The organism is Kitasatospora sp. NBC_00240, assembly GCF_026342405.1.
Classification (GTDB): Bacteria; Actinomycetota; Actinomycetes; order Streptomycetales; family Streptomycetaceae; genus Kitasatospora.
In genome coordinates, this window is the sequence record NZ_JAPEMU010000001.1 from 6,187,168 (window position 1) to 6,200,065 (window position 12,898).

Annotated in this window: 8 protein-coding genes and 1 tRNA gene; 5 read left to right on the top strand and 4 right to left on the bottom strand. The window is 74.0% G+C overall.

Annotated features, from left to right (window positions below):
• Nucleotides 1–110: 110 nt before the first annotated feature.
• Nucleotides 111–380: a hypothetical protein gene (locus OG689_RS26410; RefSeq protein WP_266323360.1), complete on the top strand. Its 270-nt coding sequence runs from the start codon at nt 111–113 to the stop codon at nt 378–380.
• Nucleotides 381–575: 195 nt separating this feature from the next.
• Here the strand turns inward: OG689_RS26410 and OG689_RS26415 are convergent, their stop codons facing one another.
• Nucleotides 576–3,821: a S41 family peptidase gene (locus tag OG689_RS26415; protein ID WP_266323361.1), complete on the bottom strand. Its 3,246-nt coding sequence runs from the start codon at nt 3,819–3,821 to the stop codon at nt 576–578.
• A 375-nt stretch (nt 3,822–4,196) separates the two neighbouring features.
• Here OG689_RS26415 and OG689_RS26420 point away from each other — a divergent pair, with 375 nt between their 5' ends.
• Nucleotides 4,197–5,885, top strand: coding sequence for a glycosyl hydrolase family 18 protein (locus OG689_RS26420; RefSeq protein ID WP_266323362.1), 1,689 nt, complete (start codon nt 4,197–4,199; stop codon nt 5,883–5,885).
• A gap of 130 nt (nt 5,886–6,015) precedes the next feature.
• Here the strand turns inward: OG689_RS26420 and OG689_RS26425 are convergent, their stop codons facing one another.
• Nucleotides 6,016–6,774 (bottom strand): TetR/AcrR family transcriptional regulator, encoded by a 759-nt coding sequence (locus OG689_RS26425; protein ID WP_266323363.1) that lies wholly within the window; start codon nt 6,772–6,774, stop codon nt 6,016–6,018.
• 196 nt (nt 6,775–6,970) lie between these two features.
• Between OG689_RS26425 and OG689_RS26430 the strand changes: the two genes are divergently transcribed.
• Nucleotides 6,971–8,740 (top strand): MFS transporter, encoded by a 1,770-nt coding sequence (locus OG689_RS26430; protein WP_266323364.1) that lies wholly within the window; start codon nt 6,971–6,973, stop codon nt 8,738–8,740.
• Nucleotides 8,741–8,855: 115 nt separating this feature from the next.
• Nucleotides 8,856–9,773, top strand: a complete 918-nt coding sequence (locus OG689_RS26435; RefSeq protein WP_266323365.1) for an NADP-dependent oxidoreductase — start codon at nt 8,856–8,858, stop codon at nt 9,771–9,773.
• A 148-nt stretch (nt 9,774–9,921) separates the two neighbouring features.
• On the opposite strand, the gene OG689_RS26440 is transcribed toward OG689_RS26435, so the two are convergent.
• Both OG689_RS26440 and OG689_RS26445 read right to left on the bottom strand, forming a co-directional pair.
• Nucleotides 9,922–9,995: transfer RNA gene (locus tag OG689_RS26440), tRNA-Lys, on the bottom strand.
• 69 nt (nt 9,996–10,064) lie between these two features.
• On the bottom strand, nt 10,065–10,973 hold the full coding sequence (locus tag OG689_RS26445) for an NADP-dependent oxidoreductase (RefSeq protein WP_266323366.1): 909 nt from the start codon (nt 10,971–10,973) through the stop codon (nt 10,065–10,067).
• A 187-nt stretch (nt 10,974–11,160) separates the two neighbouring features.
• Between OG689_RS26445 and OG689_RS26450 the strand changes: the two genes are divergently transcribed.
• Nucleotides 11,161–12,744 carry a Na+/H+ antiporter gene (locus OG689_RS26450; protein WP_266323367.1) on the top strand — a complete coding sequence of 528 codons (1,584 nt, stop codon included), beginning with the start codon at nt 11,161–11,163 and terminating at the stop codon, nt 12,742–12,744.
• Nucleotides 12,745–12,898 lie beyond the last annotated feature (154 nt).

The following is a 12,898-nucleotide window of genomic DNA, read 5'->3' on the forward strand; positions in this document are numbered from 1 at the left end:
GCCGGTGCGGGTGCCGGCGGGGTGGGCGGGCCCGGTCCGGCCTGCGGATGCGGGCCGTGCGGCGCGGTGTGAGAGTGAGGACAGCCCGGTAACCACCCGGAGGAGGAGACATGGGCATCTTCGACAGGTTCCGCCACAAGGCGCACGATGCCGGCGAGGAGGCCAGGTCCTCCCTCGGCGGGACGCACGAACAGGACTCCACCGCCATGTCGGACCCCGCGCAGCGCGCGGCCCTCGCCCACGACGAGGCGGCCGACGCCTTCCCCGACCGGACGGAGCGGGCGCGCGAGCCGGAGCAGCCGCCGTCCGCGATGTCCGCCCAGGAGGAGGAGGAGCGGGCCCGGGAGAACATGACGGCCGAGGGCGACCCCTGGGACTGACGACTCCCGCCCGGAGGGCCGCCGGCAGTCGAGCCGGCCCACGGACCACCGGAATGAGTACCACCCGAATGGATGGAGGGGCGCGCCTGCCGGGGCGCGCCCCTCCCGTGCGTCCTGACGCCGCGCCGCACGGCGCCCGGACGCACGGGGGTGCCCGGACGTACGGGGTGCCCGGACGCACGGGAGCTGCCCGGTTCAGCGCGGCGGCAGCGGCGGCCGGCGCAGGTCCGGGCGCGGGATGTCCTCCGGGGGCGGCACCGCGGCCGGGCTGTCCTCCAGCAGTTCCAGCGCGAGCCCGACGGCGCAGGCCAGCTCCGGATGCCGGCCCCGGGCCCAGTCGTTCGGGGTGCGCAGCACGTGCACGTCCGGCTCCGCGCCGTGGTTCTCCACCGACCAGCCGAGGCCGCCGGTGAACCAGGAGGCGTTCTTGGGCACCGAGATCTGGGTGCCGTCGCCGAGCTGGTGACGCCCGGTCATGCCCACCACCCCGCCCCAGGTGCGGGCGCCGATCACCGGCCCCAGGCCGAGCAGCTTGATGGCGGTGATGATCACGTCGCCGTCCGAGCTGGTGGCCTCGTCGGCGAGGGCGACCACCGGGCCGCGCGGCGCGTCCCTCGGGTAGCGCACGGGCTGCCGCCCACGGCTGAAGTCCCAGCCGAGGACGCGCCGGGTGAGCTTCTCCAGCACCAGCTCGGAGACATTGCCGCCGGCGTTGCCGCGCACGTCCAGCACCAGCGCCGGCTTGTCGAGCTCGCGGCGCACGTCCCGGTTGAACTGGGCCCAGCCGGAGCCGCCGAGGTCGGGGATGTGCAGGTAGCCGCACCGCCCGTCGCTGAACTCCCGGACCAGCTCGCGGCGCCGGCCCACCCAGGCCTGGTAGCGGATCGGCCGCTCGTCGGTGAGCGGGGTGACGGCGATCCGGCGGACCGGCCCCTGCGGCCCGCTGCGCAGGGAGAGCTCGACGCTGGTGCCGCCGGTGCCGGCGAGCAGCGGCGCCGGGCCGCGCAGCGGGTCCGGCGGGCGCCCGGCGACGGCCAGCAGCTCGTCGCCGTCCCGGACGCCGTGGGCCGCGAGCGGAGCGCGGGCCCGCGGGTCCGAGGACTCGCCGGGCAGGACGCGGTCCACCAGCCAGCGGCCGTCCGGGGAGCGCCGGGCGTTGGCCCCGAGCAGCCCGAGCGGCTGCTGGACGGGGGAGGGGCCCTCGCCCCGCCGGGCCGGGGTGACGTAGGCGTGCGAGGTGCCGAGTTCGCCGAGCAGCTCGCGCAGCAGGTCGGCGAAGTCGTCGGGGCCGGCGATCCGGTCCAGCAGCGGCTCGTACTGCGCGGTCAGGGCCGTCCAGTCCAGGCCGCACATGCCTTCGTCCCAGAACTGGTCGCGGACGATCCGGGCGGCCTCGTGGTACGCCTGGCGCCATTCCTCGGCCGGGTGGACGGTGTGGGTGATCCGTCGCAGGTCGACGCTGAGCCCGCCGGTCGGGCCCGGCACCGGGACGATCCGCAGGGTGCCGGCTGAGTACACGGCGACCGAGCCGCCGTCGCCGGAGACCGCGTAGCCGTCCAGCTTGTCGACCAGGGTGGTGCGGGTGCCGCGGGCCAGGTCGAAGTACTCCAGGGAGGGGCGGCCGGAGGTGTCGTCGGGATTGGCGAAGGTCTGGCCGAGGGCGCCGGAGATCGGCCAGCGCAGCCAGACCAGCCCGCCGCGCACGGCGTCGGTGGCCGAGTACTTGGAGGCGATCACGGGGAACTGGACCAGCCGCTCCGAGATGCCCTGCGGCTCGACCGTGACGGTGCCGTCGCCGGGGGCGGCGCCGGTCGCCGGCACCGCCCCGCCCGGCCGGCCCTCGGCGGGGGCCGCGAACGGGGAGGGCGTGTCGGCGGCCAGCGGGACGAGGTAGGGGCGGCAGCCGAGCGGGAAGGACATGTCCCCGGTGTGCACGTCGTGCACCGGGTCGAAGCCGCGCCAGGAGAGGAACACCAGGTAGCGGCCGTCCCGGGTGAAGACCGGCTGCTCGTCCTCGAACCGGCCGTCGGTGATGTCGGTGATCGGCGCCAGGATGTCGGCCCGGGTCATCCGGATCTTGCGCAGCGAGCGGCCGGCCACCGGCTGGGACCACGCGACCCAGAGCGAGTCGGGGGAGAAGACGGCGCTGCCTACCGGCCCGTAGGTGGAGGAGGCCAGCTCGCGCACCTCGCCGTCGGCGGTGCCCACCAGCAGCAGCCGCCCGTCCGAGGTGGCGGCCGCGAGGGTCCGGCCGTCGGGGGCGGCGGTCAGCTCCAGCACCCGGCCGATCCGGCCGCCGGCGATCCGCCGGACCCCGGGGTGCTGACCGGACCGGTGCTCGTGGTGGTGCTCGCTGCCGGGCAGCGGGGCGATCTCGACGGCGTCCTCGCCCTCGGCGTCGGTGATCCAGCAGACCTCGTCGGTGTGGCCGAGCACCACCGGCAGCCTGGTCCGTACCCCGGGCGTGTCGGCCAGCGCCCGGGCCGGCCCGTCCCGGTGGGTCAGCCAGTACTGGCTGCCGCGCACCGTGATCACGCCGGTCCGGCCGGTGGCGTCGCAGGCGAGGTCCTTGACGTGCGAGGCGGCGTTGACCTGGTACGGCCGGCGGCCGGCCCGGGCGCCGCCGAGCGGCACCCGCAGCCGGCGCGGGGCGGGGGCGTCGAGGCCGTCGAGCAGCCAGATGTCCCCGGCGTGCTGGTAGACGATCCGGGTGCCGTCGGTGGCGGCCTCGCGGGCGTAGTAGGAGGCGTGGTCGGTGTGCCGGCGCAGGCCGGAGCCGTCCGGGCGGCAGGAGTAGAGGTTGCCGATGCCCTCGTGGTCGGAGAGGAAGGCGATCCTGGGCCCGTCGGGTCCGTCCACCGGCATCGGCGAGGCGAGGTGGCCCTCGTGCTCCGGCAGCAGCCGCTGCCCGTCGACCCAGAGCCGCCCGGTGGCGCCGCCCCGGTAGCGCTTCCAGGCGGCGGGTTCGTGCGGGGCCGAGCCGGTGAGCAGGACGGTGTGCTCGTGGCTGGTCTGGGCGTCGCCGACCGGCCCCCACGGCATCTTGCGCCCCGGTGAGCCGTCCAGCGGCAGCGCGTGTGCCCAGGTGTAGTGGGCGAACGGCTCGTGGTACGAGGTGACGGCGAGCACCTCGCCGTCGGGGAGCCAGCCCCGGACCCGGGTGTCCTGGCTGCCCCAGTAGGAGAGCCGGACGGCCTCGCCGCCGTCCGTGGGAGCCGTCCAGACCTCGGGGGTGAGGGTCAGCCAGCTGGTCCAGGCGAGGGTGCGGCCGTCGGGGGAGAACCGCGGGTGGCTGACCCGGGTGCGGTCGCAGCTGACGCGCCAGGCCCGGCCGGTGCGGTTGCCGTCGGCCAGCGGCGCCACCCAGACGTCGTCCTCGGCGGTGAAGGCGAGCAGGCCACCGCGCAGGTGGGGGTGTCTGAGGTAGCCGGGCGCCGTCACCTCTTCATGGTTCGGTGGTGGCCTACCGGTCGCAACCCGGGCGGCGCGACGCAGGCGGACCGGCGGGGGCCATCGGGGCGGTCGGGAAACGCGGCTCCCCGGACCACCGGGGGGACGGTCCGGGGAGCGGGTGGGGCTGCGGGCGGAAGGGCCGCCCGGGGCGGTTCCGACGGGTCGTCCGGGAGCGTCCGGGCACCGGCGGCCGGGCCGGGGAGGCAACTCTCCGTCGCCTCGGGGGCATTGACACAGAAGCGGCGGATCCACTTCAGTGGTCTAGTCCAACTGGTTGACGGAACGGCCGCACCCCCACCTGGCCGCAGCTTCCCCATGCCCTCGGACACCCCCACATCCCGCGCCCCAGCAGGAGTCCCCCGCATGCGCAGAACAGCATCCCCCACCAAGCACCGGGGCAGGCCCCGCCGTCTCGCCGCCATCGGCACCGCCTGGGCCGTCGCGGCCGCCGGCGCCGTCGGCCTGGCGCTCGGCACCGCGCCCGCAGCCTCGGCCGGCGAGTTCCTCACCAACGGCGGCTTCGAGAGCAACGCCCTGGCCCCCTGGAGCTGCGCCGCCGGCACCGGCAGCGTCGTCACCGGCCAGGCCCGCACCGGCAGTTACGCCCTGGCGGGCGCCGCCTCGGCCAGTTCCTCGGCCCAGTGCTCGCAGACCGTCACCGTCGCGCCCAGCACCACGTACACGCTCAGCGCGTACGTCAAGGGCAGTTACGTCTACCTCGGCGTGGACGGCGGGACCAGCACCTGGACGCCCGGCACCGGCGGTGCGTACCAGAAGCTCACCGTCAGCTTCACCACCGGCGCGGCCCAGACCAGCGCCACCGTGTACACCCACGGCTGGTACGGCCAGGGCACCTACTACGCGGACGACGTCTCGCTGGACGGGCCGGGCGCCCCGAGCCCCTCCCCGTCGGCCAGCGCCTCGGCCAGCCCGACCGCCACCGCCTCGCCCACGGCCACCGCCACCCCGACCGTGACGGCCACCCCGACCACCACCGCGACGCCGACCAGCACCGGCACGCCGACCGTGCCGCCGCCCGGCAACCACGCGCTGGTCGGCTACCTGCACGCCAGCTTCGCCAACGGCGCCGGCTACACCAAGGTCGCCGACGTCCCCGACTCGTGGGACTTCGTCAACCTGTCGTTCGGCGAGCCGACCTCGGTCACCTCCGGCGACATCCGCTTCAACCGCTGCCCGGTCGCCGAGTGCCCGTCGGTGGAGTCGGACGCCGACTTCAAGGCGGCCATCGCCGCCAAGCGCGCCAAGGGCAAGAAGGTGCTGATCTCGATCGGCGGCCAGAACGGCCAGGTCCAGCTCACCACCACCGCCGCCCGGGACACCTTCGTCTCCTCGGTCTCCGCGATCATCGACAAGTGGGGCCTGGACGGGCTCGACATCGACTTCGAGGGCCACTCGCTGTCACTGGCCACCGGTGACACCGACTTCAAGAACCCGACCACCCCGGTCGTGGTCAACCTGATCTCCGCGCTGAAGACCCTGAAGGCCAAGTACGGCGCCGGCTTCGTGCTGACCATGGCCCCGGAGACCTTCTTCGTCCAGCTCGGCTACCAGTACTACGGCTCGGGTCCGTGGGGCGGCCAGGACCCGCGCGCCGGTGCCTACCTGCCGGTCATCCACGCGATGCGCGGCGACCTCACCCTGCTGCACGTCCAGGACTACAACTCGGGTTCGATCATGGGCCTGGACAACCAGTACCACTCGATGGGCGGCGCCGACTTCCACGTCGCGATGACCGACATGCTGCTCAAGGGGTTCCCGGTGGCGGGCAACACCGCCAACATGTTCCCCGCGCTCAACCCGTCCCAGCTGGCCATCGGCATGCCGGCCACCACCAACGCGGGCAACGGCTACGTCAGCCCCACCGAGGTGAACAAGGCGCTGGACTGCCTCACCAAGCTGACCAACTGCGGTACGTACGTGCCGCGGGCCGGCGCCCAGCCGAACCTGCGCGGCCTGATGACCTGGTCGATCAACTGGGACCAGTTCGGCGGCCGGGAGTTCTCGAAGAACTTCGACAGCTACTTCGGCTGATCCCGCCGCACCGGCCGGCCCCGCGCCGGCCGGCCGCCCGCTCCACCTGGACCGCCTGCACCACCAGCTCCACCCGCCGGCCGGCGGGCACGTGTCCCGTGCCCGCCGGCCGGCGGCGTTCCCGGGCCGCTCAGGCGTCGGGGGCGGGGAGCTTGGCCGCCAGGCCGGTCAGGATGAGGTCCAGTCCGAACTCGAACCGCTCGTCGCCGCCGCCGGTGGTCAGGATGTCGGCGTTGGCGCTGGTGCAGGGGAAGGACTCGCTCGGCAGCGAGGCGTAGAACGTCCGGACCTGCTCGCGGAAGGCGGGGCCGAACTCGTGGATCGGCAGGCCGCTCTCGCGCTGACGGGCCATGAACTGCGAGCCTTCGTAGGCGTCGGCGCTGATGTAGAGCAGGATCCGGTCGACCGACCAGGCGGCGTGCTGGATCGGCACCCCGCCGGCCACCAGGACGGCCAGCAGGCCCTCGGTGACCCTGAGCATGTTCGGGCCGGTCGGGATGGTGGCGAGGGCGATCCTGGCGACGTCCGCGTTGGCGGAGAAGACCTGGTAGATCGCGCGGGCGACGTCCCTGGCCTGCTCCTGCCAGTGCTCCGGGTCCGCCTTCGGCACCTGGATGCCGGCGGCCACCCGGTCGAGCATCAGGTCGAGCAGCTCGTCCTTGTTGATCACATGCGCGTAGATGCTCGACGGCCCGGTGTCGAACTCCTGGGCGATCCGGCGCATGGTCAGCGCGTCGATGCCCTCGGCTCCGGCGATCCGGAGGGCGGCGTCCACGATCAGATCGGCGGACAGCGGCATCCGCTGGGGCGCGGGCTGCTTGCCCGCACGCCCCTTGCGCCATGGAGCGGCAGGGATCCCCGGGGTGTCGTGGGACCGGGAAACGGCCATGGTTCGTGGGCTCCTTCCTGGTGGCGACTCCCCGGAGGGGCGCAGCCCAGAGCCAGGGTACCAACAGGCGAACGCTGTACTTGACGCGAACAGCGTTCGGATGCTCGAATGGCGTTCTCCATTAAGCGATCACTGTTCGTCGGGGGCTCGGCCGTTCGTCGGACGTCATTCCGCACACACCTGATGGGTTCCGCCAATGACGACAGGGCAGCAATCACCGACGGAGGCCGACGAGGCCCCGTACAAGTGGCGCTGGCTCGCCTTCGCCGCGATCCTGGCCGCCTCGATCATGAATCTGCTCGACGCGATGATCACCAACATCGCGGCCCCCTCCATCCGCGCCGACATCGGTGGCGGCCTCGCCCTGATCCAGTGGCTGGGAGCGGGCTACACCCTCGCCCTGGCCGCCGGCCTGATCACCGGCGGGCGGCTCGGCGACATCTACGGACGCAAGCCGGTCTTCCTGATCGGCGCCGTCGGCTTCACGGTCTGCTCCGTGCTCTGCGCGGTCTCGCTCTCGCCCGGGACGCTGATCGCCGCCCGCATCGCCCAGGGCCTGTTCGGCGCCCTGCTGCTCCCGCAGGGCCTGGGCACGATCCGCTCGATCTTCCCGCCCCGGGAGCTGGCCACCGCCTTCGGCGCGTACGGCCCCGCGATGGGCCTGGCCACCGTGGCGGCCCCGGTCGTGGCCGGTGCGCTGATCAGCGGGGACCTGTTCGGCACCGGCTGGCGGATGGTCTTCCTGATCAACGTCCCGGTCGGGCTGTTCGTCATCGTCGCCGGGTTCAGGTACATCCCCGGCAGGCAGGCGCCGAGCGCGGCCGGACTGGACGTCCCAGGAGCCCTGCTGGCCGGCGCGGCCGCGCTGCTGATGATCTACCCGGTGGTCCAGGGGCGCTCGCTCGACTGGCCGGCCTGGTGCTTCCTGCTGATGGCGCTCTCCCTGGTGCTGTTCGTGGTCTTCGCCAAGGTGGAGAACCGGATCCAGGCCCGCGGCGGCGACCCGCTGGTCGTGCCGACGCTGTTCCGCAAGCGGGCCTTCTCCGGCGGCCTGGTCACCGGGCTGGCGGTCTACACGGCGCTGACCGGGTTCGGCCTGGTGTTCACCCTCTTCCTCCAGCTCGGCCTCGGCTTCTCGCCGCTCAAGGCCGGCCTGTCCGTCCTGCCGCAGGCCCTCGGCAGCGTCTCGGGCTTCGTCGCCTCGGGCGCCGGGCTGACCCGCAAGCTCGGCCGCAGGTCGCTGCACCTGGGCACCGCGCTGATGGCGGTCGGCGCGATCGGGATCCTGCTGACCGTCCGCGGCGTCGGCACCGACGTCTCGCCGTGGCACACCGCCCCGGCCCTGGCGGTCTACGGCGCCGGGCTCGGTCTCTTCCTCGCGCCGTTCTTCGACATCGTGCTGGCCGGTGTGGAGTCCCACGAGTACGGCTCGGCCTCCGGCACGCTCACCGCGATCCAGCAGTTCGGCAGCGCGCTGGGGGTGGCCGTCATCGGCACCGTCTTCTTCGGCATCCTCGGCCCCCAGGTCAACCGGGCCACCGACACCCCGGACCTGCGGGCCCGGCTGGCCGCCGTCCAGGTCACCGGGGCCGCCCAGGACAGGATCGTCACCGGTCTCGCCGGCTGCGGCCATGATCGCGCCACCGCCACCGACCCCGACGCGGTCCCCGCCGGCTGCGTACGGCTGGAGAGCGACGTCAAGGCCGCGGCGAGCATGTCCGGCGACCCGGACGGGGTGGCCGCGGCCGTGCGCAGCGGCGCCACCGACTCCTTCGAGCGGGGCTTCGACCGGACCCTCCGGCGCACCGTCCGGGTCGTGGTGGGCCTGCTCGCCCTGGGCTTCGTCCTCGCCTTCCTGCTCCCCGAGCACGCCCGCGGGCACCGGCCGCCGACCGGCGGCGACGGCGGCGACGCCGGTGACGGCGGCGAGGACGAGCAGCCACGGGAGGAAGCCGCCCTCCGCTAGCCGTTCCAGGCCGCCGGCCGGGCGCGGTGCACCCGATCCGGCTCCGCCGGGCCCGCTCCGGCGGTCGACCCTTCCACCCCGATGAGCCAGTTGTCCTTCCACGAGAGGTAACGACATGTCCACCGCGATCGTCTTTAACGAGTACGGCAAGCCGGAGGTCCTGGTACCGGTCGAGATCCCGGACCCGGACGCCGGCACCGGCCAGGTGCGGGTGCGGGTGCGCGCCGCCGGCGTCCAGCCCTTCGACACCGCCTGGCGCCGGGGCGACTTCGCCCAGTGGAACCCGGACACCTTCCCGGTGCGGCTGGGCAACGAGGTGGCCGGCGTGGTCGACCAGGTCGGCCGCGGCGTCACCGGCGTGGCCGTCGGCGACGAGGTGATCGGCTTCCTGGACGGCACCGGCTACTCCGCCGTCGTCCTGCTGCGGGCCGACCAGCTGGTGCACAAGCCGGCCGGGATGCCCTGGGAGGAGGCCGGCGTGCTGTCCGCCTCCGGGCAGACCGCGCACAGCGCGATGGACGAGCTGCGGGTCGGCGCCGGCGACGTGGTGCTGATCCACGCCGCCGCCGGCGGTGTCGGCTCCAACGCCGTGCAGATCGCCCGGGCCCGCGGCGCGGTCGTCATCGGCACCGCCGGCGAGCGCAACCACGAGTACCTCCGCTCGCTCGGCGCGATCCCGGTGACCTACGGCGCCGGTCTGGTCGAGCGGGTCCGCGCCGCCGCGCCCGACGGCGTGGACGCGGTCTTCGACGCCGTCGGCGGCGAGGCGCTGGACGCCTCGGTCGAGATCCTCGACGGCAACACCGAGCGCGCCGTCACCATCGCCGACTCCTGGGGCGGCCCGCGTCTCGGCGTGCGCCGGATCGGCACCCGGCGCTCCGCCGAGCGGCTGGCCGATCTGGTCCGCCTCCACCGCGAGGGCCTGCTGAGGGTCACCGTCGCCGGGGCCGTCCCGCTGGAGCGGGCGTCCGAGGCGCACCGGGAGGTCGAGACCGGCCATGTGCGCGGCAAGGTCGTGCTGACCGTCGGCTGACGCCCGTACCCCGCCCGGTCGGGTCCGGCACACCGGTGTCCGCCGGGGCTACACCGGCGCCGGCCCGATCCGGGGGACGGCCTCCAGGGGGAGCCTCCGGGAACGACCGAGGGCCTCCCGCTGTCGCGAGAGGCCCTCGGTCTGTCTGTGCGCCGCCAGGGACTCGAACCCCGGACCCGCTGATTAAGAGTCAGCTGCTCTAACCAACTGAGCTAGCGGCGCCTGCTGACGCGGAGAACATTACCTGGTCAGCGGGCGAATCCGCCAATCGGTTCGGGGCGGTCCTGCGGGTCAGGGAGTGAGCACGACCTTGCCCCGGACGTGGCCGCTGGCGACCAGCCGGTGGGCCTCGGCGGCGCGCTCCAGCGGGAAGGTCTCGGCGATCTCCAGGCGCAGGCCGCCGGCCGTCCAGAGCTCGGTCAGCTCGGTCAGCCGGGCCGCCGAGCGGGGGCCCCGCAGGAACTGGACGTCCAGGCGCCGGGCGCCCTCGAAGTCGGTGATGGTGCCGATCCGGGCCCGGTCGGCGATCAGTTCGACGGAGGCGTCCAGGGCGCCGTGCCCGGCCGCGTCCAGGGCCGCGTCCACCCCCTGCGGGGCGAGTGCCCGGACCCGGTCGGCCAGTCCCGGGCCGTACGTCACCGGGACGGCCCCCAGCTCGCGCAGGTAGTCGTGGTTGCGCTCACTCGCGGTGCCGATCACGGTGGCCCCCCAGGCACGGGCGAGCTGGACGGCGACGGTGCCGACCCCGCCGGCCGCGCCGTGGACCAGGACGGTGTCGCCGGCGCCGACCTTGAGCCCGCTCAGGGCGACGTGCGCGGTCTGGCCGGAGGCGGAGAGCGATCCGGCGTGCTCCCAGGGCATCCCCGCCGGCTTGGCGACCAGCTGGGAGCTGTCCACCGTGACGTACTCGGCGTGGCTGCCGAGCAGCCGGAAGCCGAGCACCTCGTCGCCGACCTCCCAGCCGAAGCTGCCGGCGCCGAGCTGGTCGACCACGCCGGCGAACTCGTTGCCGAGGACGACCGGGAGTTCGAGCCGGGCGCCGGGCGGGGTCCAGCCGCCGCGGACGGCGAGGTCGGCCGGCTGCAGGCCGGCCGCGTAGACCTGGACCCGCACTTCGCCCGGTCCGGGCGCCGGGGCCGGCACCTCGGTGACCCGCAGCACCTCGGGGCCGCCGAACTCGGGGACGGTCACTGCCTTCATGGGGTGCTTCTCCTGTCGTCAGGTCTCCGCACCATCATGGAAGTTGAAGCGCCCTTGAGGTCAAGGGCCGAACGGCGTGTCGGGCACGGAATGAGCGCATTGTCAGATTTATCCTGACGCGGGACCTGGGGTCACCCCGCCGGGGCGACACGACCCCGGCGACCGGACACCGAGAGGACACCTCCCCGTGGGCCAGCTGCCCCTGTTCTTCCTGGTGCTGCTCGCCTCGGTGGTCACCATCCCGCTGGCCCGCCGCACCGGGGTCCCGCAACCCGTCCTGATGACCCTGCTCGGGCTGGGCATGGCCCTGGTGCCGCAGATCCCCGACATCGCCATCGACCCCGAGCTGATCCTGCCGCTGGTCCTACCGCCGCTGATCTTCGCGGTCGCCCGGCGCTCCTCGGTCCGCTACTTCCGGGCCAACGTCCGCTCGATCCTGCTGCTCGCGGTGGCCCTGGTGGTGGTCACCACCGTCGCGGTCGCGGGCACCGTCCACTGGCTGCTGCCCGCCCTGCCGATGGGCGCCGCCATCGCGGTCGGCGCCCTGGTCAGCCCGCCGGACCCGGTGGCCGCCGTCGCCGTGGCCGGCGCCGTCGGACTCCCGCGCCGGCTGGTCTCCGTGCTGGAGAGCGAGGGCCTGTTCAACGACGTCACGGCCATCGTGATCTACTCGCTGGCCATCGAGGCGGTGGTCAGCGGCGACTTCTCGGTCGAACACGCGGTGCTGCGCTTCGTGCTGTCCGCGGTGGTCGCGGTGGTCGTCGGCATCGGCCTCGGCTGGGTCAACAGCAAGCTCGCCGGAATCCTGGAGGACCCGACCCAGCAGGTCGCCCTCAACCTGCTGGTGCCCTTCGCCGCGTACGCCCTGGCCGAGGAGATCCACGGCTCCGGCGTGCTCGCCGTCGTGATCTGCGCCCTCTACCTGGCCGAACGCGCCGCCGACGCCGACGAGGTCGCCTACCGGCTGGTCGGCAACGCCTTCTGGGAGATCGTCGAGATCCTGATCACCGGCTTCGCCTTCGGCCTGATCGGGCTCGAACTGGCCACCGTCATGAAGGAGGCCGGCACCGGCTGGACCAGCATGCTCGGCGACGCCGCCACCGTGATCGCGGTGGTCGTGCTGGTCCGGCTGCTGTGGCTGCTCCCGGCCGGCTGGCTCTCCAAACGGCTCGGCGCCGACGACGGCGAGGACACCCCGATCAGCTGGCAGGAGAGCGTGGTGCTCTGGTGGTCCGGGATGCGGGGCGTGGCGACCGTCGCGCTGGCCCTGGCCGTCCCGCTCACCGTGCACTCCGGCGAGGCCTTTCCCCAGCGCGGCCGGCTGGTCTTCATCGCCTTCGGCGTGGTGCTCTTCACCCTGCTCGTCCAGGGGCTCTCACTGCCGATGCTGGTCCGGCTGCTGCACCTGGACGCCGACCACGACGCCCACGAGCAGGCCGTCCGCGAACTCTGGTGGCGGGCCGCCAAGGCCGGCCTGGACCGGCTCGTCGAACTGGAGGAGCTGGAGGACCTCCCGGTCGAACTCGTCGACCGGCTCCGCGACCGCCAGCACTCCCGGCTGGCCCGGCTCTGCCCCGAGAAGTACGCGGCCGAGGAGGCCGCCGAGGCCCGCCAGCGGGCCTCCCAGTGGCGTGAGGCCCACACCGTGGAGCAGGAGATGATCGCCGCCTCCCGCCGGGAGATGATCATGGCCCGCAGCGAGCCCGGCGCCGACCCCGAACTCGTCGACGGGGTGCTGCGCGGGCTGGACCTGCGCTCCGAACGCACCTGACCCCGGCCACCCGGCCACCTCCCGACGGCGGGGCGGCGACCTCGCGGTGACGCGCCGGCGACGTTCTGGCGCCCGGCGGCGACTCGGTGTCCGGGAACGAGGCAATGTACGCGGCGCCCCGTGACGTTGCATAGGCTGTCGCCCGGGCAGCCCG